At 68.9% G+C, this 24,025-nt stretch carries 19 protein-coding genes; 11 read left to right on the top strand and 8 right to left on the bottom strand.

Annotation, left to right across the window (positions count from 1 at the left end; genetic code table 11):
• Positions 1–750: 750 nt before the first annotated feature.
• The 5 genes from OG272_RS05935 to OG272_RS05915 all read right to left on the bottom strand — a co-directional run bounded on the left by OG272_RS05935 (position 751) and on the right by OG272_RS05915 (position 6,558).
• Positions 751–2,523, bottom strand: coding sequence for an acetyl/propionyl/methylcrotonyl-CoA carboxylase subunit alpha (locus tag OG272_RS05935; protein ID WP_405895988.1), 1,773 nt, complete (start codon positions 2,521–2,523; stop codon positions 751–753).
• A complete protein-coding gene (locus OG272_RS05930) occupies positions 2,520–2,981 on the bottom strand; it encodes a cobalamin B12-binding domain-containing protein (protein WP_326584538.1) in 462 nt (153 codons plus the stop codon). Before OG272_RS05930 ends, OG272_RS05935 begins: the two co-directional genes overlap by 4 nt.
• Before the next feature lie 40 nt (positions 2,982–3,021).
• A complete protein-coding gene (locus OG272_RS05925) occupies positions 3,022–3,228 on the bottom strand; it encodes an acyl-CoA carboxylase epsilon subunit (RefSeq protein WP_326584539.1) in 207 nt (68 codons plus the stop codon).
• A 16-nt stretch (positions 3,229–3,244) separates the two neighbouring features.
• Positions 3,245–4,846 carry an acyl-CoA carboxylase subunit beta gene (locus OG272_RS05920; protein ID WP_328222501.1) on the bottom strand — a complete coding sequence of 534 codons (1,602 nt, stop codon included), beginning with the start codon at positions 4,844–4,846 and terminating at the stop codon, positions 3,245–3,247.
• Between the two features lie 125 nt (positions 4,847–4,971).
• Positions 4,972–6,558: a methylmalonyl-CoA mutase gene (locus tag OG272_RS05915; protein ID WP_405892768.1), complete on the bottom strand. Its 1,587-nt coding sequence runs from the start codon at positions 6,556–6,558 to the stop codon at positions 4,972–4,974.
• 104 nt (positions 6,559–6,662) lie between these two features.
• Between OG272_RS05915 and OG272_RS05910 the strand changes: the two genes are divergently transcribed.
• The 9 genes from OG272_RS05910 (at position 6,663) to OG272_RS05870 (ending at position 17,997) form a co-directional block, all read left to right on the top strand.
• The gene (locus OG272_RS05910; RefSeq protein WP_326584542.1) at positions 6,663–7,334 is read left to right on the top strand and encodes a TetR/AcrR family transcriptional regulator; all 672 of its coding nucleotides are present in this window, start codon (positions 6,663–6,665) and stop codon (positions 7,332–7,334) included.
• Positions 7,335–7,475: 141 nt separating this feature from the next.
• The gene (locus tag OG272_RS05905; protein ID WP_405892766.1) at positions 7,476–8,834 is read left to right on the top strand and encodes a cytochrome P450; all 1,359 of its coding nucleotides are present in this window, start codon (positions 7,476–7,478) and stop codon (positions 8,832–8,834) included.
• A 470-nt stretch (positions 8,835–9,304) separates the two neighbouring features.
• Complete coding sequence (locus OG272_RS05900; protein WP_405892764.1) at positions 9,305–10,006, top strand: SDR family oxidoreductase; 702 nt, start codon at positions 9,305–9,307, stop codon at positions 10,004–10,006.
• 105 nt (positions 10,007–10,111) lie between these two features.
• Positions 10,112–10,990: an alpha/beta fold hydrolase gene (locus OG272_RS05895; RefSeq protein ID WP_405892762.1), complete on the top strand. Its 879-nt coding sequence runs from the start codon at positions 10,112–10,114 to the stop codon at positions 10,988–10,990.
• A 189-nt stretch (positions 10,991–11,179) separates the two neighbouring features.
• Positions 11,180–11,644 (top strand): winged helix-turn-helix transcriptional regulator, encoded by a 465-nt coding sequence (locus OG272_RS05890; RefSeq protein ID WP_405892760.1) that lies wholly within the window; start codon positions 11,180–11,182, stop codon positions 11,642–11,644.
• 845 nt (positions 11,645–12,489) lie between these two features.
• The gene (locus tag OG272_RS05885; protein ID WP_326584547.1) at positions 12,490–13,833 is read left to right on the top strand and encodes an SCP2 sterol-binding domain-containing protein; all 1,344 of its coding nucleotides are present in this window, start codon (positions 12,490–12,492) and stop codon (positions 13,831–13,833) included.
• A gap of 55 nt (positions 13,834–13,888) precedes the next feature.
• Positions 13,889–14,851, top strand: a complete 963-nt coding sequence (locus OG272_RS05880; RefSeq protein ID WP_328222497.1) for a PDR/VanB family oxidoreductase — start codon at positions 13,889–13,891, stop codon at positions 14,849–14,851.
• A 1,075-nt stretch (positions 14,852–15,926) separates the two neighbouring features.
• Positions 15,927–17,240, top strand: a complete 1,314-nt coding sequence (locus OG272_RS05875; RefSeq protein ID WP_405892758.1) for an SNG1 family protein — start codon at positions 15,927–15,929, stop codon at positions 17,238–17,240.
• Between the two features lie 187 nt (positions 17,241–17,427).
• Entirely contained in the window at positions 17,428–17,997 is a 570-nt protein-coding gene (locus OG272_RS05870; protein ID WP_405892757.1) for a TetR/AcrR family transcriptional regulator, read from the top strand.
• A gap of 612 nt (positions 17,998–18,609) precedes the next feature.
• On the opposite strand, the gene OG272_RS05865 is transcribed toward OG272_RS05870, so the two are convergent.
• The gene (locus tag OG272_RS05865) at positions 18,610–19,116 is read right to left on the bottom strand and encodes a MarR family winged helix-turn-helix transcriptional regulator (RefSeq protein WP_405892755.1); all 507 of its coding nucleotides are present in this window, start codon (positions 19,114–19,116) and stop codon (positions 18,610–18,612) included.
• 49 nt (positions 19,117–19,165) lie between these two features.
• Here OG272_RS05865 and OG272_RS05860 point away from each other — a divergent pair, with 49 nt between their 5' ends.
• Positions 19,166–20,209 carry a multidrug effflux MFS transporter gene (locus OG272_RS05860; protein WP_405892754.1) on the top strand — a complete coding sequence of 348 codons (1,044 nt, stop codon included), beginning with the start codon at positions 19,166–19,168 and terminating at the stop codon, positions 20,207–20,209.
• A 536-nt stretch (positions 20,210–20,745) separates the two neighbouring features.
• Here OG272_RS05860 and paaZ read toward each other — a convergent pair.
• Together paaZ and OG272_RS05850 are read right to left on the bottom strand one after the other, a co-directional pair.
• Positions 20,746–22,320: a phenylacetic acid degradation bifunctional protein PaaZ gene (gene paaZ / locus OG272_RS05855; RefSeq protein ID WP_405892753.1), complete on the bottom strand. Its 1,575-nt coding sequence runs from the start codon at positions 22,318–22,320 to the stop codon at positions 20,746–20,748.
• On the bottom strand, positions 22,317–23,219 hold the full coding sequence (locus OG272_RS05850) for a VOC family protein (protein ID WP_327730928.1): 903 nt from the start codon (positions 23,217–23,219) through the stop codon (positions 22,317–22,319). Before OG272_RS05850 ends, paaZ begins: the two co-directional genes overlap by 4 nt.
• 202 nt (positions 23,220–23,421) lie before the next feature.
• On the opposite strand from OG272_RS05850, the gene OG272_RS05845 reads away from it, so the two are divergent.
• The gene (locus OG272_RS05845; RefSeq protein ID WP_327730929.1) at positions 23,422–24,006 is read left to right on the top strand and encodes a carboxymuconolactone decarboxylase family protein; all 585 of its coding nucleotides are present in this window, start codon (positions 23,422–23,424) and stop codon (positions 24,004–24,006) included.
• Positions 24,007–24,025 lie beyond the last annotated feature (19 nt).

The raw sequence follows: 24,025 nt of genomic DNA, 5'->3' as shown, positions 1-24,025 counted from the left end.
CGATCAATTACCCAGCCCACCAATCGAGATGAGCCAGTAGAAGAAGCCCAGCTTCTTCGGTGAGTAGCTCACCGGCAGATTCTTCGTCTGCTGGTGGTACAGCACCAATGCATCGCTGACCTGCGCACATGGCGACTACGGGCAGCTCGTCGGAGCCATTGGCCCGGGAATGGTCCGGATCGTGCTCTGCCCGGGGCGGCCGCCTGGTGCTAGGCAGCGGTCGGGGGCTACGGCAACTGCTCGTACTTCCTGCCAGGCAGTGGCGCCGGCGGCCAACACTGCCCTGCACGCTGTCACTGCGGGGCGACGTCCGCTGGCCGTGGCCGCAGGCGGTGGCCAATGGCCGGGCTCCTACCCTCAGGTGTGGATGGGGCGCGGCCTGCCCGCGCTCGGACTCACTGCCGGGGAGACTGTGACGCGGCAGCAGATGGAGTTCGTCTGACGAGCTGTTCGCGATCAACTCGCCGACGCACTTCGCGAAGAGGCCGGGCGCCGGCAGGAGGCTGCTGTCCTCAGCGCGTACTGCACGGCATTGGAGCGTCGTATCGGCGAGCTGGCCCGTGCTGAGGACGAGTCGGCTCGGGCTCGGCCCGACGTCGGTTGCAGTGGGCGAGGGAGTATGTGGGGCCGATGGACCCCTTGACCCGGCTTCCAGGAATGCCGCGCACGGGCCGCGCACGCGTCGGCGGGCTGCTCGCGCGGTCCCCCGCGCCCCTGTGGAGCAGGGGGCGCGGGGGTTCTATGCGTGGGTCAGTCCTTGATTTCGCAGATGGTGGCGCCGGAGGTGATGGAGGCGCCGACGTCCGCGCTGAGGCCCTTGATGGTGCCGGAGCGGTGGGCGTTGAGGGGCTGTTCCATCTTCATGGCTTCCAGGACGACGACGAGGTCGCCTTCCTTGACCTCCTGGCCTTCCTCGACGGCGACCTTGACGATGGTGCCCTGCATGGGTGAGGCGAGGGTGTCGCCGGAGGCTGCCGGGCCGGACTTCTTCGCCGCGCGGCGTTTGGGCTTGGCGCCGGCCGCGAGGCCGGTGCGGGCCAGGGTCATGCCGAGGGCGGCCGGGAGGGAGACCTCCAGGCGCTTGCCGCCGACCTCGACGACGATGGTCTCGCGGTCGGTGTCGTCGTCGGTCTCGGTGTCGGCCGGGGTCGCGAACGGCTTGATGTCGTTGACGAACTCGGTCTCGATCCAGCGGGTGTGGACCGTGAAGGGGTCGGTGGAGCCGGTGAGTTCGGGGCCGAACGCCGGGTCGGTGACGACCGCGCGGTGGAAGGGGATGGCGGTGGCCATGCCCTCGACGTGGAACTCCTCCAGGGCGCGGGCGGCACGCTGCAGGGCCTGCTGCCGGGTGGCGCCGGTGACGATCAGTTTGGCGAGCAGGGAGTCCCAGGCCGGGCCGATCACGCTGCCGGACTCCACGCCCGCGTCCAGGCGGACACCGGGGCCGGCGGGCGGGGCGAAGGTGGTGACGGTGCCGGGGGCGGGCAGGAAGCCCCGGCCGGGGTCCTCGCCGTTGATGCGGAACTCGAAGGAGTGGCCGCGCAGCGGCGGGTCGTCGTAGCCGAGTTCCTCGCCGTCGGCGATACGGAACATCTCGCGGACCAGGTCGATGCCGGTGACCTCCTCGGTGACCGGGTGCTCGACCTGCAGGCGGGTGTTGACCTCCAGGAAGGAGATCGTGCCGTCCAGGCCGACCAGGAACTCCACCGTGCCGGCGCCGACGTAGCCGGCCTCCTTGAGGATGGCCTTCGACGCGGCGTACAGCTCGGCGTTCTGCGCCGGGGAGAGGAAGGGGGCCGGGGCCTCCTCGACCAGCTTCTGGTGACGGCGCTGCAGGGAGCAGTCACGGGTGGAGACCACGACCACGTTGCCGTGGCTGTCGGCCAGGCACTGGGTCTCCACGTGACGGGGCTTGTCGAGGTAGCGCTCCACGAAGCACTCGCCCCGGCCGAACGCGGCGACGGCCTCGCGGACGGCGGAGTCGTACAGCTCGGGGACCTCTTCGAGGGTGCGGGCGACCTTCAGGCCGCGCCCGCCGCCGCCGAAGGCGGCCTTGATGGCGATCGGCAGACCGTGCTCCCGGGCGAACGCCACGACCTCGTCCGCGCCCGAGACCGGGTCGGGGGTGCCCGCGACGAGCGGGGCGCCGGCACGCTGGGCGATGTGACGGGCGGCCACCTTGTCGCCCAGGTCGCGGATCGCCTGCGGCGGCGGGCCGATCCAGATCAGACCCGCGTCCAGCACCGCCTGCGCGAACTCCGCGTTCTCCGAAAGGAAGCCGTAGCCGGGGTGGACCGCGTCCGCACCGGCGTCCTTCGCCGCCTGCAGCACCTTGCCCATGTCCAGGTAGCTCGTCGCCGGCGTGTCACCACCCAGCGCGAACGCCTCGTCCGCGGCCCGCACATGCAGTGCGTCCCGGTCCGGCTCGGCATACACGGCCACGCTCGCGATCCCGGCGTCCCGGCATGCCCGGGCGACGCGGACAGCGATTTCGCCTCGGTTGGCGATCAACACCTTGGTCAGCATGACGGCTCCAGTGTGTCGCTCCGAATCGTGGTGAGGCGGTTCGCCGCCTCGACGATCTGACTGATGCCCGAACCGGGGGTGAAGACCGCGTCGACGCCGAGGGCTTCCAGCGTGGGGATGTCGTCGTCGGGGATGATGCCGCCGACAAGAACGCGGACGTCACCAGCCTCTTCCTGCTTCAGCAGCTGGAATACGCTCTCGACGATCGTCAGATGAGCGCCCGACAGCACGGAGAGCCCGAGGAGGGGTGCGTCCTCGGCGATGACGGTGGCGACGATCTGTTCGGGAGTCTGGTGGAGGCCGGTGTAGATCACCTCGAAGCCGGCGTCACGCAGTGCCCGGGCGATGACCTTCGCGCCCCGGTCGTGGCCGTCGAGTCCTGGCTTGGCGACCACCACGCGGGCGCGGGGTGCCGGAGCCGTGCTGGGCTCCGGCCGCTGTTGCAGGGCATTCATGAGTTCTCCAAGTCGCGGGACGAGGCGGGACCCCGCTCGTTCAACGGGGCCAATGGGAGGTTCGCCAGGTTGTCGACCCCGGCTGCGTGAGGGTGTGGCGAGGGATATCGCGCGCTTTGTCCGCCCACTCGCAAAGCCGCTCGGGTGCTTTGGGAACATATGCCGCCGCGACGCGAGCGTGTACCACCGCCAGGGCGGCGGCGAGTTCCTCCGGGGTCGGATTGCCCCGTACGACTTTGATCGTCATGGCACGCTCCTGGGGCCTAGAGGGGGATGTTTCCGTGCTTCTTCGGGGGGAGGGACTCGCGTTTCGTGCGGAGTTGACGGAGGCCGAGGGTGAGGTGGCGGCGGGTTTCGGAGGGCATGATCACCGCGTCCACGTAACCGCGTTCGGCCGCGGTGTAGGGGTTGAGGAGGGTGTCCTCGTACTCCTGGATGAGGCGGGCGCGTACCGCCTCGCGCTCGTCGTCGGGGGTGGCGGCGATGGTGCGGCGGTGGAGGATGTTGACCGCGCCCTGGGCGCCCATGACGGCGATCTGGGCGGTGGGCCAGGCGAGGTTGAGGTCGGCGCCGAGGTGCTTGGAGCCCATGACGTCGTAGGCGCCGCCGAAGGCCTTGCGGGTGATGACCGTGATGAGGGGGACGGTGGCTTCCGCGTAGGCGTAGATGAGCTTGGCGCCTCGGCGGATGATGCCCTCGTGTTCCTGGCCGACGCCGGGGAGGAAGCCGGGGACGTCGACGAAGGTCAGGACCGGGACGTTGAAGGCGTCGCAGGTGCGGACGAAGCGGGCCGCCTTCTCGGAGGCGTCGATGTCCAGGCAGCCCGCGAACTGCATCGGCTGGTTGGCGACGATGCCGACCGGGTGGCCCTCGACGCGGCCGAAGCCGGTGAGGATGTTCGGGGCGAAGAGGGGCTGGGTCTCGAAGAACTCCGCGTCGTCCAGGACGTGTTCGATGACGGTGTGCATGTCGTACGGCTGGTTCGCGCTGTCGGGGACGAGGGTGTCCAGTTCGCGGTCCTCGTCGGTGAGGGCGAGGTCGGCCTGTTCGGGGAACGCGGGGGGTTCGCTGAGGTTGTTCGACGGGAGGTAGGACAGGAGCTGCTTGACGTACTCGATCGCCTCCTTCTCGTCGCCCGCCATGTGATGGGCCACGCCGGAGGTGGCGTTGTGGGTGCGGGCGCCGCCCAGTTCCTCGAAGCCGACGTCCTCGCCGGTGACCGTCTTGATGACGTCCGGGCCGGTGATGAACATGTGCGAGGTCTGGTCGACCATGACCGTGAAGTCGGTGATCGCGGGGGAGTAGACCGCGCCGCCCGCGCACGGGCCGACCACGAGGGAGATCTGCGGGATCACACCGCTCGCGTGGGTGTTGCGGCGGAAGATCTCGCCGTACATGCCCAGGGCCATGACGCCTTCCTGGATGCGGGCGCCGCCGGAGTCGTTGATGCCGATGACGGGACAGCCCGTCTTGAGGGCGAAGTCCATGGCCTTCATGATCTTCTGGCCGAAGACCTCGCCGAGCGAGCCGCCGAGGACGGTGAAGTCCTGGGAGAAGACGGCGACCGGGCGGCCGTCGACCGTGCCGTAGCCGGTCACGACACCGTCGCCGTAGGGGCGGTTGTTCTCCATGCCGAAGTCGGTGGAGCGGTGCCGGGCGAACTCGTCGAACTCCACGAAGGAGTCCTCGTCGAGGAGCAGTTCGATCCGCTCACGGGCCGTCAGCTTGCCCTTGGCGTGCTGCTTCTCCACCGCGCGCTCGGAGCCGGCGTGCGTCGCCTCATCGATACGGCGCTGCAGATCCGCGAGCTTCCCCGCGGTCGTGTGAATGTCGGCGTCGGACGGGTCTGTGGTCCGGGTGCTCACCGGGTGGGTCCCTTCTGGTTGAGGCGGCCGAACGGCAGGCACGCTGAGGAAAGTCGTTGAGGTGTCATGCTCGTACTCCGGAAGTGGTGTGCGAGGGCTCCCGAAGAGAGATCGGTTCTCTTGCGTCAGAAAACGTCGTGCGGGACGTGCACGCCCCAGACGTCGCGGAGGGCGTGGGAGACCTCGCCGACCGTGGCGCACAGCCCCAGGGCCTCGCGCATCGGGGGCAGGACGTTGTCCGTGCCACGCGCTGCAGTGCGCAGGGCATCGAGGGCACGCTGAACGGCGCCGTTGTCCCGTTCCCTGCGCAGCGCCGTGAGGCGTTCGCACTGTTCGCTCTCGATCTGGGGGTCGACGCGTAGTGCTGCGTAGGGCTCTTCCTCGTCCAGGACGTACTTGTTGACACCGACGACGGTCCTCTCCTGGCTGTCGATCTCCAGAGCGATTCGGTACGCCGACTTCTCGATCTCCGACTTTTGAAAGCCCTGTTCGATCGCCGCGACCGCGCCCCCGCGGTCCTCGACAGCCTGGATGAGCCCCAGGGCCGCCGCTTCGAGGTCGTTGGTCATCGACTCCATGACGTACGACCCGGCGAAGGGGTCCACCGTCTTCGTCACGTCGGTCTCGTAGGCGATGATCTGCTGGGTCCGCAGGGCGAGCCGCGCCGCCTTCTGGGTGGGCAGGGCGATGGCTTCGTCGTAGGAGTTGGTGTGGAGGGACTGAGTACCGCCCAGCACCGCACCCAGACCCTGCAGGGCGACTCGGACGAGGTTGACCTCGGGCTGCTGGGCGGTCAGCTGCACACCGGCGGTCTGGGTGTGGAAGCGCAGCATCTGGGACTTGGGGTTCTTCGCACCGAACTCGTCACGCATGATCCGGGCCCAGATACGGCGGGCGGCGCGGAACTTGGCGATCTCCTCCAGCAGCGTGGTCCGGGCGACGAAGAAGAACGACAGACGTGGCGCGAAGTCGTCGACGTCCAGACCCGCCGCGGTCGCCGTACGCACATACTCCTTCGCGTTGGCCAGGGTGAACGCGATCTCCTGCGCGGGGCTCGCCCCGGCTTCGGCCATGTGGTAACCGGAGATGGAGATCGTGTTCCAGCGCGGCAGTTCCTTGTGGCAGTAGGCGAAGATGTCGCTGATCAACCGCAGCGACTCCTTCGGCGGGAAGATATAGGTGCCGCGGGCGATGTACTCCTTGAGCACGTCGTTCTGGATCGTGCCGGTCAGCTGGTCGCCGCTCACGCCCTGTTCGGCCGCGACCAGCTGGTACAGCAGGAGGAGGGCGGAGGCGGGTGCGTTGATCGTCATCGACGTCGAGACCTTGTCCAGCGGCAGGCCCTGGAAGAGCGTCCGCATGTCCTCGATCGAGTCGATCGCCACACCGACCTTGCCGACCTCGCCCCGGGCGATGGCCTCGTCGGAGTCGTAGCCCATCTGCGTCGGCAGGTCGAACGCGACGCTCAGGCCACCGGTGCCGGCACCGACCAGTTCGTGGTACCGCTCGTTGGACTCCTTCGCCGTGCCGAACCCGGCGTACTGCCGCATCGTCCACGGCCTGCCCGTGTACATCGACGGATACACACCCCGGGTGAACGGGAACCGACCCGGAGCGCCCAGACCGGCGCCCGCGTCGAAGCCCGAGAGCGCCCGGCCGTCGTAGACCGGCTGGATCGGCAGACCGGACTCGCTGTGTGCAACGGAATCCACGCCGGAACCTCCATACTGGTACTCAATATCAATTTTACGGTACTCAGTTCCATTGCTTGAGGCAAGTGGCCCCGGAGGCTGGTAACGGGGAAGGATGTCCGGTCATGAGCAAGTCACCTGCGCGAACGCGACTCGCGGACGCCGCGTTCGCCCTCTTCGACGAGCGCGGATACGAGCAGACCACCGTCGACGACATCGCCGAACGAGCGGGAGTGGGACGGACGACGTTCTTCCGGCACTACGGGTCCAAGGAAGCGGTCGTCTTTCCCGACCATGACCGGTTGCTGGATCTGATCAGGGACCGGCTGGCGACCTCCAGCCACAGCACCGCCCTGGTCGCGGTCTCCGACGCGGTGCGCCTGGTCCTGCTGCACTACATCGACGAAGGTGAACTGGCTCGCCGCCGGTACGTGCTCACCAGCTCGGTGGGCGCCCTGCGTGACCGGGAGATCGCGAGTGTGGCCCGGTATCAGCGGCTGTTCCGCGAGTTCATCGCGGACTGGATGGGAGATCCGACGGAGTCGGCGTCGCTGAGAGCCGAACTCATGGCAGCGTCCGTCGTTGCGGCCCACAATCACGTGCTACGGCGGTGGCTGCGAGGGGAGTCCGCCGACCCTGTCACGGAGGTCGACGAGGCGATGCGGGAAGTACTCTCGCTCTTTCCGGCGCCGGGCTCCCCGCTGGAGAGAGGAGCGGGGACCACCGTCGTCGCGTTCCGCACGGGACAGGACATCGAAGAACTGCTCCCTGAGCTACGGCGCCTCGTCGAAGAGTGACACTCTGCCTGGGGCTGTCGCTTCGTGTGGTCCAGGCCACCGACCGGCCGCTTGGACCACCGCGAGTTGAACGGCGGAGTACCGAGTGATGCCGCGCACAACCGATGCGGGGCCGTGTCGCGCGCGTGCTAGCTTCCCGCCGTGACCTCCCCGGCTCTCAACGCCCTCGAATCCGGTACCGGAGGAGCCGGGCGCGACTCGGCGACCACTCCGGAACCTTCCCACAGCCCTGATCTTCTCGATCTGCTCGACCTGTTCGGTGACCCCTTCGTTCGCGACCCCTACCCCTGGCTGGATCGCCTGCGATCCGAGTCGCCTGTCCACTACGACCCTGCCACCGGTCTGTGGCTGGTCAGCCGTCACCAGGACATACGCCGGGTCCTGCTCGATACGGAACGGTTCCTCCCGGACAACGCCCAGCACGCTGTCACCCCGCTGCCCGTATCAGTCCTGCGCGTCCTCGCCCGCGCCGGATTCACCCTTCCACCCGCGCTCGCCAACAACGGGACCCCGAGCCACCTTGGACTGCGTCGAGTGGTCACGCGCTTTTTCAACGCCCAGCGTGTCCAAGCCGCCGTACCGATGATCGATGCCGTAGCCGACGAACTGCTCGACGGAGCGCGTGGCCAACTCGAATCCACCGGTGGCTGCGATCTGTTCCCCTCGTTCGCGCAGGTTCTGCCGTGCCGGGTGTTGATGGAACTCCTCGGTGTCCAGGGCATTGCGCCGGCCACTCTGATCCGCTGGAGCGACGCCGCACTGGAGTTGTTCTGGGGAAGGAACCCACTCCAGCGCCAACTGGAGCCGGCGGCACTCGTCGCGGACTTCCACCAGTGGCTCACCGGGACCGTGCGTAGCGGCACAGCCCCTGCCGAGTCGTTCATCGGGGCGCTCGCTCGCCACCGGCTACCCGATGGCAGACCACTGGATGTCGAGACGGCGGTCGCCGCGTGCTTCTTCGTCCTCATCGCCGGGCAGTCCACGACCGGGCAGCTCATAGCCACCGTGTTGCGCCGGGCGCTGGCCGAGCCCGGTATGTGGGCGCGGCTGGCGGGAGAGGAGGGCCTGGCCGAGGCGTGGGTGGAAGAGATCCTTCGGCGAGAGCCGCCGGTGACCACGTGGCGGCGCGTGACCGCGCAGGCCACTCGACTGGGCGGGGTGCGACTGCCGGCTCGCGCACCGTTGCTGCTGATGCTCATGGGCAGCGGATCCGATCCGGAGATCTTTCCGGAGCCGGAACGGATGTGCTTGCGCCGACCGAACGTCCGCCACCATCTGGCCTTCGGTGCCGGTCGTCACCGTTGCCCCGGCGCCTCCTTGGCGCGCACGGAGGCAGCGGTGGCCCTGCGCGCGGCAGCACGCGGACTCCCGCACATCCAGCCGGCAACCGGGGCGCCGGAACCACCCATGCTCGATCTGCTGTCGTTCAGGGCGCCGTTGAGGCTGGTGGTCGAACGGATGCCCCTGTGTTCGTCAAGCTGCGGCCACCAGGGTTGCTGAAGGATCGGGCTGCTGGGGGCGCGTGATCATGTCATCGCGGATCAGGAGATACACCTCGCGGGCTGCGTAGCGTTTCAGGCAGCGCATGACCTCGCGTCTTCCCTTTCCTTCGGCGGTGCGTCGCTCCAGGTGGATGCGGGTGTGTTGGGCACGAAGGATGCCTTCGGCATCGCCGGCCGGGCCAGGATGCGCCGCGACCTCCGCCCCCCTCGCCGAGACCAGCGAGATCGCGGTCGACCTGAAGATCCTGGATTGCTTAGCTCCATGACGGCCCTCCGCCCGGCTTCGCCGGAACCCCGAGGGCGAAATGTGTCCGGCCTGGCCGGCCGGGCGGCGGTTCCCTGATCGCGGATCGACCTGAGTTCACCGCTGTCCGGTCCGGGCAGCAGTTCCTGCCTGACCTTGCGTTCGAAAACCGATCGGTTTACTATGGCGGAAACCGATCGGTTTCTCATTCTGTGGAGGTAGTCATGACCGCATTGAAGGGCGCCAACGTCTTCGTCACCGGTGGCAGCCGTGGTATAGGCAAGGCGCTGGTGGAGGAGCTGTACGCGCGCGGTGCCGGCAAGGTTTACGCCACGGCCCGCGACGCGCGCGCCGTGACGCACCCCGATGCGGTCCCGGTGGCGCTGGAGGTCACCGACCCGGCTTCCGTGGCGGCGGCCGCCGCACAGGCGGAAGACGTCACCGTACTGATCAACAACGCCGGTGCCGCGGTCGGCGCGTCCTTCCTCGACTCCCCGGTCGACGACGTACGCCGGGAGTTCGAGACCAACTTCTACGGCCCGCTCCTGGTCACCCGGGCCTTCGTGCCGGTCATCGAGCGCAACGGCGGCGGCCACCTCCTGAACGTGCACTCCGTGCTCTCCTGGCTGGCCCTCAGTGGCTCCTACAGCGCCTCCAAGGCCGCCCTGTGGTCGCAGACCAACTCCCTGCGACTGGAGCTTCAGCCGCGCGGCATCGCTGTCACGGGGCTGCACGTGGGATACGTGGACACCGACCTGGCGGCCGGCGTCGACGCACCCAAGTCCGCCCCCCGTGACGTCGCCGCACTCGCCCTCGACGGGGTTGAGGCGGGCGCGTACGAGGTGCTCGCCGATGACATCTCGCGGCAGGTCAAGGCAGGTCTCGCCGGCGACCTGGCCGGGCTGTACGCCCAGCTGGCGAAGTAGAGCGCGGCAGGGGCCGCAGACCGCGCGACCTCGACGTCACCCCTCCCGGCCCGGACCCACACCCGCATCACCCCATCCACAACTCACACGCCAGGAGTCGGCGAGATGCCCAGCCTCGATTCAGGTCCCACGATCCACATTCCGGGGACCGCCAGTCACACCCTCGCCCCGCGCGCGGGGCGCCGCAGCCGTGAGGGGACGCTGCGCTACCTCAAGGCGGGCGCGGGTGCCCCCTTGGTCCTTCTGCACACCGTGCGCACGCAGGCCGAGCACTTCCGCCATCTCATCCCGCTGGTCGCGGAGCGGTACACCGTGTACGCCCTCGACCTGCCGGGGATGGGCTACTCCGAGATCGTGCCCGGTGCGTCGTACGACGAGCCGGCGCTGCGCGCGGGCGTCGAGCGGCTCCTGACCGAACTCGACCTTCATGATGTGACTCTGGTCGGGGAGTCGCTGGGTGCGGTACTCGCCCTGACCACGGCGGCCGATCTCCCGGAGCGGGTACGACGCGTTGTCGCGGTGAACGCGTACGACTACCGCGATGGAATCGCCCGCTCCAGCCTCCTCGCCCGTGTAGTGATCGGCGGGATCATCGCTCCGGGGGTGGGACCGGTGATCGCCCAGCAGGAGCCCAGGCCCATTCTTCGCGGAATCCTTCAGGGCGGCGTGGGTGACAAGACCGCCTTCCGGGACGACTACCTGGACGAGCTCCTCCAGGTGGGCAGGCGTCCCGGCTACCCGACCGTCGTCCGCGCTCTGTACCGGAACATGCCCAGCCTCATCGCGGCCCGCTCGCGCTACCCCGAGGTCAAGGCCCCCGTCCACCTCGTCTACGGGGAGAACGACTGGTCCCGGCCCTCGGACCGGCAAGCCAACAGGCAGCTGCTGTCCGCTGCCGACTTCACCCAGGTGCCGGGAGCGGACCACTTCATCGCTCTGGAAAGCCCCGACGTGCTGGCCGACCTGTTGAACGCGGTGGCCTGATCCCCCCGGAGCGCCGTGGTCACCCGGCCCCGGGGAGATGCCTGCCCCGGTGACCCGACGCGGGCGCTGACCTTCCGCGGACTCGTCGGTCACAGAACGAGCCGCTGCGCTCGCCGCCCGTCTCGAGAGGCGAGCGACCTCACCCCTCGCAGCGGTCAGTTGCTTGACGCAACGTGCTAAATTCGCAGCATGTTGGGCCAAACATACGACAGTCAACTGTGCTCCATCGCCAGGACTCTGGAGGTTGTGGGCGAGCGCTGGACCTTGCTGATCATTCGCGACGCGCAGCTTGGGCTGCGCCGGTTCGAGGAATTTCAGGACAGTCTCGGTATCGCCCGCAATGTGCTTGCCAACCGCCTCTCCAAGCTGGTCGACGAGGGGCTGCTGGATCGGGTCTGTTACCAGGAGCGGCCCGCCCGCTATGAGTACTGGCCGACGAGCAAGGCCAAGGACCTGCTCACTGCCGTGCTCGCCTTGATGCACTGGGGCGATGAGCACGCCGGGGATCCGGCCGGTCCGCCGCGGATCGCCAGCCATGCGGGATGCGGGGGCAACGTTCGGGAACGGCTCGTGTGCACCGAATGCGGACAAACGGTGGGCCCGGACGCCGTTCACCTGCTCCCCGGCCCAGCACTCACCGACTCGCCGGCCTGACATCCGAAATGTTCCTCGATGGACTCGCCACCACCAGCTGGGGCGCGTGCCGAGTCCCTGTCAGCGGGTGGCCCGCGTGAGGCCTGCTCCACGTCATCGCGGCACGCGGTTGACGCTTCAACGATGATCCTCTCCCTGGGGGAGATCTGCAGCGCGACTGACGGGCGGGCCACCGCCGGTTTGCGTCTGCCGAGTACGCGTCATCACCGGTTCGATCGCCGTCTGGACCGATGCGGGGGCGGCCGACGGGCCGGCAGATCCGCTCTTTGCCCAGGCGGGGTTGAACTGCGCGCTGTCGGTGACCTGTCTTTCCAGTCAGGACGAACGCCATCCCGGTGGGCGGCACTTCCCGTCAGCGGTGAGGTGGACCTTGCTGGTCGGTTCGCCCCTGGAGTGCGCGCGAAGAACGGCTCGCAGTCGGAGTTCACGCCGACGCCTGATACATCGTCACCCTCTCGCCGGGGATCCGATTCGACATCCCGCCGGAGTGCTTTGCCGACGCCGCGGTAAGCCGGCCTTCCGCCCTCTGTGGCAGAAGTGGTGGTGGACGGCCGACCGGATGACGAACTCCAGCGGCATCTCCCACCCCTGCCCGCCGGGCGTGAACCATCAGGGCGCACCTCCTATTGCTGCCGTAACTGCTAGGAGTGCAGGCCGTTCTCGCGGTTCGGTGAACGCAGCATGCCGAACTCCCCTTCTGGGCCGGTCGGCTGTACTCGCATCCAGCGGAAGGCTCGGCGGAATGATCACAGCCCGACCGCAAGTTGCTTCATGAAACTCACCCGGCTAGGGTTCGAGTTGCTTCATGAAACTTGCAAGTACCCCGCCCCGTGAGGTGACGCTCGATGGCCAAGAACAAGCTCGAAGACCATCCCACCGTCGTCCAAGCCCGCCGACGCGACCGCGCCGCCGCCCGGCCCGCCGAGCCGCTGGATGCGTCGTGGCTGCGCCAGCTGTGTCTCGACGCGGGTGCGGACGACGTCGGCTTCGTCGAGATCGGCCGGCCGGACATCGCCGACCAGCGAGAGGATCTGGACGCCGCGCTGCCGGGCGTCCGAACGTTGATCAGCATCGTGTCCCGAATGAACCGGGAGAACATCCGCACTCCCGCGCGCTCGGTCGCCAACCTGGAGTTCCATCACACCGGCGACCACTCCAACGAGGTCGGCCGGGAAGTGGTGGGCAAGCTGGAGGCGATGGGCGTGCGCGCCATCAACCCCGCGATGGGTTTTCCGATGGAGATGGACAAGTTCCCCAGGAAGGCGTGGGTCGTCTCGCACAAGCCGGTCGCCGTGGCGGCCGGGCTCGGCAAGATGGGTATCCACCGCAACGTCATCCACCCCAAATTCGGCAACTTCATCCTGTTGGGCACCGTCCTCATCGACGCTGAGGTCAGCGAATACACACGCCCTATCGAGTACAACCCCTGCCTGGAATGCAAGCTGTGCGTGACAGCCTGCCCGACCGGGGCGATCGCCTCCGACGGTCACTTCAACTTCTCCGCCTGCTACACGCACAACTACCGCGAGTTCATGGGTGGCTTCGGCGACTGGGCCGAACAGGTCGCAGAAAGCCGTAACGCACACGACTACCGCTCGCGAGTGAGCGACAGCGAGAGCGCCTCCATGTGGCAGAGCCTGTCCTTCGGCGCCAATTACAAAGCCGCCTACTGCATGTCGGTCTGCCCGGCCGGCGAGGACGTCATCGGCCCCTGGCTGGACGATCGCAAGGCACATCTGACCCAGGTCGTGCGCCCCCTGCTGGACAAGGAGGAGACCGTCTACGTCGTCCCGGGTTCCGACGCCGAGCAGCACGTGGCCAATCGGTTCCCGAACAAGAGCACGAAGCATGTGGCGATGAGCCTGCGAGCGAACAGCATCGACGGTCTCGTGGAAGGCCTGCCGCTGATCTTTCAGCGCGAACAGGCCAAGGACATGTCCGCCACCTACCACTTCACCTTCACCGGCGACGAGTCCCGGCAGATCACCGTGACCATCCGCGACCGCGAACTCGACGTCTCCGACGGACATCACGGTGAGCCGGATCTCAGGATCACCGCCGACACGCGCACCTGGCTGCGTTTCCTCGCCAAGCCGTCACTGCTGGCGTGGGCACTTGTACGTCGGCAGATCAAGCTGCACGGCTCCCCCCGACTGCTGCGCGACTTCGGCCGTTGCTTCCCGTCCTGATCGGTCAGGAAGAACCCATCACCGAATCATCACTGTGAGAGTTGAAAGGCGGATCATGAGCACTCTCAGCACCGAAGTCGAGCTCGACCTCGTGTTGGAACGCAAGGAAACGATGGCCGAAGGTGTCGTGCTGCTGACGCTGCGGGACCCGGAAGGCCGTCCGCTGCCGGAATGGCAGCCGGGAGCCCACATCGATCTGATACTGCGAGCCGACCTGGTCAGGCAGTATTCACTCTGCGGGGACCCGGCGGACCGGTCCCGCCTCCAGGTCGCGGTGCTGCGTGAACCGGAAAGCCGCGGCGGGTCGAGCTACGTGCACGAGGTGCTCACAGAAGGCGAGCAGGTGCGTATCCGCGGGCCACGCAACCACTTTCCGCTCGTGAAGGCCAAAAAGTACTTGTTCATCGCGGGCGGAATCGGGATCACCCCCATCCTGCCCATGCTGGCAGCCGTCAACGCGACCCGCGCCGACTGGCGCCTCCTCTACGGGGGCCGCACCCGAGCTTCGATGGCGTTCGGTGAGACCCTGCAGCGGGCATACGGAGAACGGGTGAGCCTGCGGCCGCAGGATGAATACGGGCTGCTGGACCTGGCTTCGCTACTCGGCAAGCCGCAACGCAGGACAGCCGTCTACGCCTGCGGACCGGAACCGCTGCTTGCGGCGATCGAGGCCGGCTGCGAGAAGTGGCCGAGCGGATCTCTGCACCTGGAGCGCTTCGCCCCGAAGAAGGACGCCACCGCCGGGCCGCTCACGACCTTCGAGGTCGAACTCGCCCAGTCCGGCAGGACGCTGACGATCTCTGAGGACATGTCCATCCTCGAGGCCGTCGAAGGTGCCGGTGTGCCGGTGATGACATCGTGCGAGGAGGGAATCTGCGGAACCTGCGAGACGAAGGTGTTGTCCGGGGAGATCGACCACCGCGACTCGGTCCTGGACACCCAGGAGCGCGCCGCAGGCGACACCATGATGATCTGCGTCTCCCGGGCCAAGGGCGACCGCTTGGTCCTCGACCTCTGACCCACATCGGGAGCAGACGACCGCAGCCCATCCTGTGGGTTGGGCGCTGACGGTTCGCTTCAGGTCGGATCGCACGAACACACACGAGAGGGTGGCCTGGTAGGCCTGGTAGGCCTGGTAGGCCTGGTCGGGCGGAGCCGGGCGGCGCGGCGCCGGCCGCCCACGGGGTATCTGAGGCTGGTGCTCTCGCGCCACGATCGCGGAAGGCCTACGCCGGGCGGATCACCGCACTCACCGACCGGCGCGCCGACCAGGCCCCGGGTCTGGCCCGGGCGGTGACAAGGCTGAACCTGACCACGTTCGCCGGCCAGAGCCGGACCGGCGGCAATTGACCGGGACACGGCGCCTGGCAGGCGTTCCGACCGCGCCGTCATGGCGGACCAGCCGGAACCCCGGCAGACCGACCCCGGGTCTTGTCGGCCATGTCGCCCCTCGTCGGGCGCGCCGAGCGGCAGGGCACCAGCCGTTCTGTGGGTGGACGGTGGGTCTGCACAAGTGTCCAGGGGGGACGGTCGGGCAAGGCCCCGTCCCAGAACAGCGCGATGTCATGGGCTGGAGTACTGCACGCCGAGATCCGCACCGCACGGTCTCGGGTGGCCGCGAAACGTGGGAGAGGCACGGGGGGATTCGCTGCCGGAGGGTGCGCGGTCGGGCTTCCGCGCGCATGGCGGTCGAACCGTCGCCACCATTGTTGCGCCCGCGAGGCAGAAGGGTGGTCGGTAGTGAGCCCTGGCGGGGCGTCTCCATGGCACCGGCACCCCGCTCGCAGGGTGCGGCCCGCGCGACAGGCGCCCGCTCATTGGTTTCGCCCGGCGTCGGCCTCCCCGGGCGTCCTGTCGCTGACGGCGCGGCCGTGCGTGCCGACCGCGGGCCGCACTGCGAAGAGGGGGTGGGCCGGATTGGGGCAGGGCCCTTCTGATGGATCGAAGAAGGAAACCCTCTACGTCCTGCCGGGCTCGCACGCGCAGGAGTACGCCCGTCGCCGCTTCCCCCACAAGCCCGTCAAGGAAGTCACCGGCGGCTGGCAGCCCCCGGCGAAACGCCCCGCGTCCACCGACCGAGAGACACGTACGTCATGAGTGGCACTCACCCCTTCCGCGTCCTGCGCGCCAAGCCTCTGTGGATCGCGAACGGCGTCATCACAGGCGTACTCGCGCTGCTGTTCGCCGTGTTCTACGTCGGCGCGAACATCGATCCCGTAGATCACATGAAGAACCTGCCCGTCGGCCTGGTCAACGCCGACGAGGGAGCCGCCGTCGGCGGCAAGCAGGTCAACCTCGGGGCGCAGATCACCGAGTCGATCAAGAAGTCGACCGCGAGCGGGGACAGGATCGACTGGAAGGTGATGGACGAGAAGGAGATGAAGGACGAGCTCGGCAAGGGCAAACTGTTCGGCGCGCTCGTCGTGCCCGCCGACTTCACCACCTCCGCCACCGCACTGACCGGCACCGCACTGACCGGCACCGTGCCCACCGGGACCCCGGCCCACCCGACCCTGACAGTGCTGACCAACCAGTCCGCCGGCAGCCTGGGCTCCGGCCTGGCCCGGACGGCGACGACCCAGGCGGCCGAGAACGCCTCGCTCCAGGTGGGCAGGGAACTGGCCGCCCAGATCGGACCCGGGCAGGCGAAGCTGCCCGCCGCGGCACGCGTCCTGCTCACCGACCCGGCCGCCGTCCGAGTCGAGGACGGCCACCCCCTCGACTCGCACAGCGGCCTGGGCCTGACGGCGTTCTACTACGCGCTCACCCTCGTGGTCGTCGGCATGCTCTCCGCCAACGTCATCAGCGGCCAGGTCGACCACGCCCTCGGCTACACCCACAACGACATGGGCCCCCTGCGCCTGCACCGCCCGCTCATCCGGGCCACCCGGGTCCAGACCCTCACCATCAGCAGCACCCTCACGGCCGCCCTGTCCCTGCCGATGGGCACCCTGGTCATGGCCGGCGCGGTCGGCATCATGGGCATGGACGCCGCCCACCTGCCCCTGCTGTGGCTGTACTCGGTGTGCGCCATCGCCGTCACCGGGATCGGCGCGCTCACCCTCCTCGCGGTCTTCGGCACGCCCGGCATGCTGGTGGTCACACTGGTCTTCATCGGGATGGCGGTGCCCACGTCCGGGGCCACCACCCCCATCGAGGCGCTGCCCGGCTTCTACCGCTTCCTCGCGGAGTTCGAGCCGCTGCGGCAGATCACCGGCGGCATCCGCTCGATCCTCTACTACGACGCCCAGGGCGACGCGGGGCTGACCCGGGGCTGGGTCATGATGGCGGCCGGCCTCGTCGCGGCCGCACTGTTCGGCTTCGGCGTACTGGGGTGGTACGACCGCAAGGGACTGCACCGCATCCCGGAGGAGACGAAGCCCGGGAAAACCGCCGCCCCGGCGTAACGGCAGACCACCCAGGACGGGCCACTACTCGAAGTGGCCCCGGTGTGTGTCGCCCTGCCGGGAACGACAGGCGCGCACACCATCATGGCTCGGCGACGGTCTTTCCCCCAGGCCCGCCGAGCCCATGCCTGCAGGCCCTGGAAACCGATCGGTTTTCATTTCGTCCGCTTCGGGTTAACCTCTTGGTATGACCACCGAAGTGAAACTGAGCCCCAGGGAGCGACTGCTGGAGGCTGCGGCCACGCTCACCTACCGAGACGGTGTCGGCATCGGCGTCGAGGCACTGTGCAAGGCGGCAGGGGTGTCGAAGCGCTCCATGTACCAACTGTTCGAGAGCAAGGACGAACTGCTGGCGGCGAGCCTGAAGGAGCGCGCCGCCGCCTACGTGGCAACTCTCCTGCCTGCGGCGGACGGCGGCCGGTCGCCCCGCGAGCGGATCCTGTACGTCTTCGAGCAGGTGGAATCGCAGGCAGGGGCGCCCGAGTTCCGAGGCTGCCGGTACCTGGCCGTGCAGATCGAACTCAAGGACCAGAGCCACCCCGCGAGCCGGGTCGCCCATCAGGTCAAGGTGAACCTGACCACTTTCTTCCGCGTCGAGGCCGAACGGGGCGGGGCGGCCGATCCGGACCTGCTGGCCCGGCAGCTCAGCCTGGTCTTCGACGGCGCCAGCGCCCGCGCGGGCATCGGGGCGGACAAGCTCACGGGACTCGTCGCACCCACGGTGACCACCCTGCTCGACGCGGCAGGCGTGGGCTGACGCGTCACCTTTCCAGGGCGCTCCCTCACCGCGCGGCCATCGGGGGGAGCGCGATGGCCGCAAGCGTGCTGCCGAGCATTGCCGCAGGCGAAGAAGCTGGTGGTCCTGTCGGTCTGACCGGCTGACGCGCAGGCGCTGACTGGGCTTTCCGAACAGCTGCCCCACCCCATCAGGCAGAGGACACCTTGATGGCGGAGCGCAATTCCGTCCTGTCACCGGTGCCGCCGGCGCGATCGGTGGTGTGAGCCGGACGACGAACGCGCGCACTCGCTCCGCCAGGCCGGCGCTGAGGTCTTCGTTGGTCGACGGGAACGTGTGGAGCAGTGCGGCCGGACCCCTCGCCGCCGCCTGGGTCCTCGACGACATCGAACGGCTTCGTGTCGGCGCCTGACCTGCGCGGGGCGGCGGGCCGCGAGTTCAGCGTGGAAGAGGGTGAGCGGCAGGTCGGCGGGCCGAGAGCCGTCGGCATGCCGAGACATTCACCGGATGACGGCCGACTGTCGCTTCGGCGGGCCACCGGCGGAAGGGCAGGCCGGTCTGCCGCCCAGGTCCGGCTGCTGTGCGCGACTCGCATCGAGGCGGGGCCGCCAGCCGTGTACGCGGGCGGGGGTGTCAGGCGCGTTGTCTCACCACTCGCTGCTGAAGGGCCTCTTCCAGCAGGTTCAGTGCCTCCACGACCCGGTCGCGGTCCGCGCCGAGGCCGTCGATCAGTTCGGCCTCGGCCGCCAGCTGTCGGGGGAACATGGTGTCGATCGCGTCGCACCCCGCCGGTGTGACGGTGACCAGGGCGGCGCGGCGGTCCGCGGGGCTCGGACGGCGCTCGACGAAGCCGCGCTTCTCCAGCTTGGCCAGTGTCTTGCTGACGGCCGCGCGGGAGCAGCCCAGGGTCTCGGCGAGCCGACGCGCGATCACCGGGCCCTCGGCGTGCCGGAGTTGTACGAGAGCGTCCAGCTCCGGTGCGGTCAGCGGGGCGCCCTCGTACAGCGGCTCCAGGGCGGTGGTCAGCAGCGCCTCGATGCGTTTGACGGGGCCCACGACATCCATGGGGGAGGTGTCGAGGTCGGGGCGTGCTGCCGTCCACATGGCGCGGAAGTCCTCGGGGGTCGACGGGGAAGTCATTGTTGCCGCCAATTGTTAACTGGTAGACAAATAGTTTACCGTGCGGTTCATGGTACCCACCACGACTTCCGAACCGGCATCCGAGACGTCGGTCGTCACCGCCTCGCCCCGACGGGCCGGTGCGCTGATCGCGCTGCTGGGCGCACTGACCGCGATCGCGCCTCTCGCCACCGACATGTACGTCCCCGGCTTCCCGGAGATGGGCCGCACGCTGCGCGCGAGCGACTCGGCCGTGCAGCTGTCCATGACCTCGTTCCTGGCCGGGCTGGTCATCGGCCAACTGCTCATCGGCCCGCTCAGCGACGGCCTCGGCCGCCGTCGGCTGCTGGTCCCCGGCACCGCGCTGTTCGCCGTGCTGTCGCTGGTGTGCGCCTTCGCCCCGACCATCGAGCTGCTGATAACCGCCCGCTTCCTGGAGGGCGTCGCGGGTGCCGCGGGCATGGTGCTGGCCCGCGCGGTCCTCACCGACCGCTTCCATGGTCCCGAACTGCCGTGCTACTTCTCGCTGTTGACCATGGTGCTGAGCGTGGCGCCGGTCGTCGCGCCGGTGATCGGCGGCGCCTTGCTGTCGGTCGGAAGCTGGCGTCTCGCCTTCGTGGCACTCGCGATCTTCGGGGCCCTGCTCCTCCTGGCAGTCCTGCCGGGGGTCCCCGAGTCCCTCCCGCCGGAGCGGCGCCACCAGGGCGGGGTGGCCAGCAGCTTCCGCGCCATGGTCCGGCTGCTCGGCCATCGAACTTTCCTCGGCTGCACGCTCACGCTGGCGTTCGCCGCCGCCGCGCTCTTCGCCTGCATCGCCGGCTCCAGCTTCGTCTTCCAGGAGGTGTACGACACCTCCGCCGGGCTCTACAGCCTGGTCTTCGCGGTGAACGCGTGCGGCATGCTGCTCGTCGGTGCGGTGTTCGGCGTGCTTTCGCGGCGACTGACGATGGGCACGCTGCTGAGCGCCTCGGTGGCGGTCGCGGTGGCCGCCGTACTGGTCCAGGTGCTCCTCCTGGTCACGGTCGGCGGCAGCCTGGCCGGCACCTGGGTCACCCTCTTCTTCGCCGCCTTCGGTATCGGCGGCATCTTCCCGGCCAGCATGAGCATGGGCTAGTCGCTCGGACGGGAGGCGTCCGGAGCCGCCTCCGCACTGCTCGGCGGCATCCAGTTCCTGTTCGGCGCCCTCGCCTCACCGCTCGTCGGCGCGTTCGGCACCGCAAGTGCCATGCCGATGGCGGCCATCATGCTCGTTTCGCTGATCTGCGCCACTCTGTGCCTGGTGTTCCTGGTACGCCCGGGCCGAAAACAGGCCCCACGGGGTTCTGGCGGGCCGCCCCTCTGCGCAGGGCCCCGGCGCGCCGGGGTGGCTCAACCAAGATCGTTGTGAGCGAGCTGGTCGGCGACGCGGTGCGGCACACGAAGGTACAAGTGCCAGTGGGCCGCGCAGAGCTGGAGCCTGCGGGGCAGGAGCAGCACTGAGGGGAGAAGCCGCCATCGCGTCCGATGTGACTGCCCGGCGGCCGGACCGGCCAGGATGCCCGCCGTGCGGTGAGCGGACATCCCGTCGTGGCGCCGGCCTGGCCGCCTGTCGCCGTGGGAGGCAGGGGTAGGGGCCTCCCACGGGGTTTCAGAGGCGGTCGTTCCCGCCCGTCACCGCTCCTCGGCCGTGCGGCCGGTGAGCGTGGCCAGCATGCGCGGGCTGCCCTGGAGGGCGGTGCGCTGCATGTGGTGCAGAACGCTGCGGAGGCCGCCCATCTCCTCGCCGCCGCCGGCCCGCCCGGGACCGCCGTGGATCAGGGCGGGCAGCGGGGAACCGTGGCCGGTGGACGCCTTGGCGGACTCGGTGTCGAGGACCAGCAGCCTGCCGTGCCACGGCGCGACCCCCAGGACCACCTCACGGGCGAAGGCCGCGTCGCCGGTGACGACGGACCCCGCGAGGCTGCCTCGGCCGAGGGAGGCCAGGAAGGCCACGTGCTCCGGTGACGTGTAGGGGATGAGCGTGCTGACCGGGCCGAACGCCTCCACCTCATGCGGTGCGGAGGCGCCGGGGTCGTCGCAGCGCAGCAGCAACGGGGAGAGGAACGCGCCCCGTTCGGCATCGGCGCCCCGGACGTCCACCCGGTCCGGGTGCCCGAAGACCAGGCGCGCGGAGTCCAGGAGCGTCTTCACACAGCGGCGTACCTCGTCGCGCTGCGCGAGCCCGGCCAACGCGCCCATGCGCACGGTCGGGTCCGCCGGGTTGCCCACGACGACCTCTGCCAGCCGGGCCGCGGCGGCCTCACCGACGGCGTCCATCAGGTCGACGGGGACGAAGGCGCGGCGGATGGCGGTGCACTTCTGCCCCGCCTTCACGGTCATCTCGGTGATCAACTGATCGATGTAGAGGTCGAATTCAGGAGTTCCGGGGATGGCGTCCGGGCCGAGCACCGAGCAGTTGACGGAATCCGCTTCGGCGTTGAAGCGCACCGCCTGCCGGACGACCGCCGGGTGGGTGCGCAGCCGTTCGGCGGTGGCCGCCGAGCCGGTGAAGGACACCAGGTCCTGCTCGGTGACGTGGTCCAGCAGGTCGCCGGCGCCGCCACAGACGTACTGCAGACTCCCGGGCGGCAGCAGACCGGACTCCACGATCAGCTCGACCAGCCGGCTGGTCAGTACGCAGGTCGGGGTGGCGGGCTTGATCAGGCTGGGGACGCCGGCGAGCACGGCCGGGGCCAGCTTCTCCAGAGGAGCCCACACGGGAAAGTTGTACGCGTTGATCTGCACTGCCACACCTCGCAGCGGCGTGCAGACGTGCCCGCCGACGAAGCTGCCGTCCCGGCTCAGGGACTCCTGCGGACCTTCCGCGTAGACCAACCGCTCGTCTCCGCCGGGCAGTTCACGCAGCCCCAGCGCGGCGTAGTGAAGCAGCACCCTGATGCCGCCGTCGATGTCGAACTTCGAGTCGTACGGCGTCGCGCCCGTCCGGGCGGAGAGGGCGTACAACTCCTCGCGGTGGCCACGCAGATGGGCGGCGAGGTCCGAGAGCAGTGCGGCGCGCTGGTGGAAGGTGAGCGCGCGCAGCGCCGGCCCGCCGACGGTACGCGCGTGGTTGAGCGCTTCCGCCATATCGATGCCCGCGGACGAGGCCCGGGCGATCTCCTCGCCGGTGACCGCGTCGTACACCGGCGTGCCGTCCCCGGTCGGGGTGTACCACCGGTCCTGTACATAGCTCGGCAGCAGGTTCATCGGGCCGTCCTTTCCGTTCCCGCGTACGCGTCGTCGCCTTCGTTGACCGGGTGGTGGCCCCAGATGTCCGAGTGATAGACGCGGCTCACCCACGTCTCGTCGTCCACCCGCCGTCCCTCGGAGCCCACTTCGATACCGAAGCCGGCGGGGGAGCGCATGTAGAAGGAGAACATCAGGTCGTTGGAGTGCCGGCCGAGCGTTGCCATCAGTGGGACCTTGTGGGTGCGGGCCCGGTCGTGGGCGCGGCCGACGGCGTCCATGTCCGAGACCTCGCACAGGATGTGGTGCGTGCCTTCGCGCTTGCGGGACTCGACGAAGGCGATGCTGTGGTGGCGGGGGTTGCAGCCCATGAAGTAGAACGTCCCGCCCAGCGGCAGGTGGGTCACGTCGCTGAGCCGGAAGCCCATGACGTTCCGGTAGAAGTCGACCGCCTCCAGTGCGCGGGGCGACTTCAGGACCACGTGCCCCATCCCCTGGTCCCCGGTCACGAACGTCACGCCGAGCGGCGAGACGAAGGGTGCGGGCGACAGGTGCCGGCCGGTGAACAGTTCGGTGCGCACCGCGCACGGTCCGTCGAACCACACCATGCGGTCGACCTGCCGGTCGGCGCACTCCTCGGGCGTCCCTTCATGGATCTCCACTCCGTGGGCGCGCAGCCGCAGTGCCATCCGTTCCAGGCCGGGCGGATCGCCGATCTCCCAGCCGATCCGGGTGACGCCTCCCGACTCGGCGCTCTCGACGCTGAACCGGTACGGGTGCTCGTCCAGCCGCAGCAGCCGCTCCCCCGGGGAGCCTGGCGGCCCGACGGGCATGGTGCCGATGACGTCGTTGGCGTAGGCGACCCAGCCGTCGGGGTCAGGGGTGCCGATGCCGAGGTAACCCAGGCTGCGAATGCTCACCGAGACCTCCCATGGTCGTTGTGTGGCCTGCTCGGTGGCGGTGCGGGATGGCCCGGCTGCCGACAGGTCAGTCTGATCGAGTTCTAATCATCAAAATTCATACAGACGAAACCCGGAAATGTAAACCTGTTGACTATCTGGGTTCTATCTATCTATCGTCCGTGGCGTGAACCAACGCCGGTCACCTGTGAAGGGCGATGCCATGCCTGTAACCGAGCCGCGCCTGGCTCCGGTGGAAGAGAAGGCCATACCGGACAAGGCCCTGGAAGCCTTGCGGCCGTACCGGGGCGGCGACGGCGAGATCTACGCCATCTGGGCGACCCTGGCCGCCCACCCGGACGCGCTGCGCCGCTTCCTCGTCTTCGGCAACCACGTCCTGGGCAAGAACACGCTGCCCGCGAGGTCCCGTGAACTGGTGATCCTGCGGATCGCCTGGCTCGCCCAGGCCGAGTACGAGTGGTTGCAGCACGTCCGTATCGCCCGCCGGGCCGGGGTGTCCGACGACGAGATCCGCGCCCTCGGTCTGCCCGGCGATCCCGGGTTCGGCGGCGTGGAGCGGGCCCTGCTCGCCGCGACCGATCAGCTGTTCAGGGGAGCCGACCTGGACGACACCGTGTGGAAGGAGCTGCGCGAGCACCTCGCCACCGAGCAGCTCATCGATCTCGTGTACACGGTCGGCCAGTACCAGACCGTGGCCATGGCGATCAATACCTTCCGTATCCAGCCCGAACCGGACATCGCCGCGCTGCGCGAGGAACTCCCGCTGCCCGCGCCGACGGTGTCCTGACCACCCATCCCAACTCCGA

This window comes from Streptomyces sp. NBC_00104 (assembly GCF_045160825.1).
Taxonomy (GTDB): Bacteria; Actinomycetota; Actinomycetes; order Streptomycetales; family Streptomycetaceae; genus Streptomyces.
The sequence above is the reverse complement of the archived record's forward strand: the minus strand, read 5'-3'. Positions and strand labels throughout refer to the sequence as shown.

Coding starts and splice junctions, on each gene's coding strand:
- OG272_RS05890 (WP_405892760.1), top strand. CDS start 11,180: ATGTTGGGCCAAACATACGACAGTCAACTGTGCTCCATCGCCAGGACT.
- OG272_RS05930 (WP_326584538.1), bottom strand. CDS start 2,981: ATGAATGCCCTGCAACAGCGGCCGGAGCCCAGCACGGCTCCGGCACCC.
- OG272_RS05860 (WP_405892754.1), top strand. CDS start 19,166: ATGGTACCCACCACGACTTCCGAACCGGCATCCGAGACGTCGGTCGTC.
- OG272_RS05895 (WP_405892762.1), top strand. CDS start 10,112: ATGCCCAGCCTCGATTCAGGTCCCACGATCCACATTCCGGGGACCGCC.
- OG272_RS05925 (WP_326584539.1), bottom strand. CDS start 3,228: ATGACGATCAAAGTCGTACGGGGCAATCCGACCCCGGAGGAACTCGCC.
- OG272_RS05900 (WP_405892764.1), top strand. CDS start 9,305: ATGACCGCATTGAAGGGCGCCAACGTCTTCGTCACCGGTGGCAGCCGT.
- paaZ (WP_405892753.1), bottom strand. CDS start 22,320: ATGAACCTGCTGCCGAGCTATGTACAGGACCGGTGGTACACCCCGACC.
- OG272_RS05845 (WP_327730929.1), top strand. CDS start 23,422: ATGCCTGTAACCGAGCCGCGCCTGGCTCCGGTGGAAGAGAAGGCCATA.
- OG272_RS05885 (WP_326584547.1), top strand. CDS start 12,490: ATGGCCAAGAACAAGCTCGAAGACCATCCCACCGTCGTCCAAGCCCGC.
- OG272_RS05865 (WP_405892755.1), bottom strand. CDS start 19,116: ATGACTTCCCCGTCGACCCCCGAGGACTTCCGCGCCATGTGGACGGCA.
- OG272_RS05875 (WP_405892758.1), top strand. CDS start 15,927: ATGAGTGGCACTCACCCCTTCCGCGTCCTGCGCGCCAAGCCTCTGTGG.
- OG272_RS05870 (WP_405892757.1), top strand. CDS start 17,428: ATGACCACCGAAGTGAAACTGAGCCCCAGGGAGCGACTGCTGGAGGCT.
- OG272_RS05910 (WP_326584542.1), top strand. CDS start 6,663: ATGAGCAAGTCACCTGCGCGAACGCGACTCGCGGACGCCGCGTTCGCC.
- OG272_RS05880 (WP_328222497.1), top strand. CDS start 13,889: ATGAGCACTCTCAGCACCGAAGTCGAGCTCGACCTCGTGTTGGAACGC.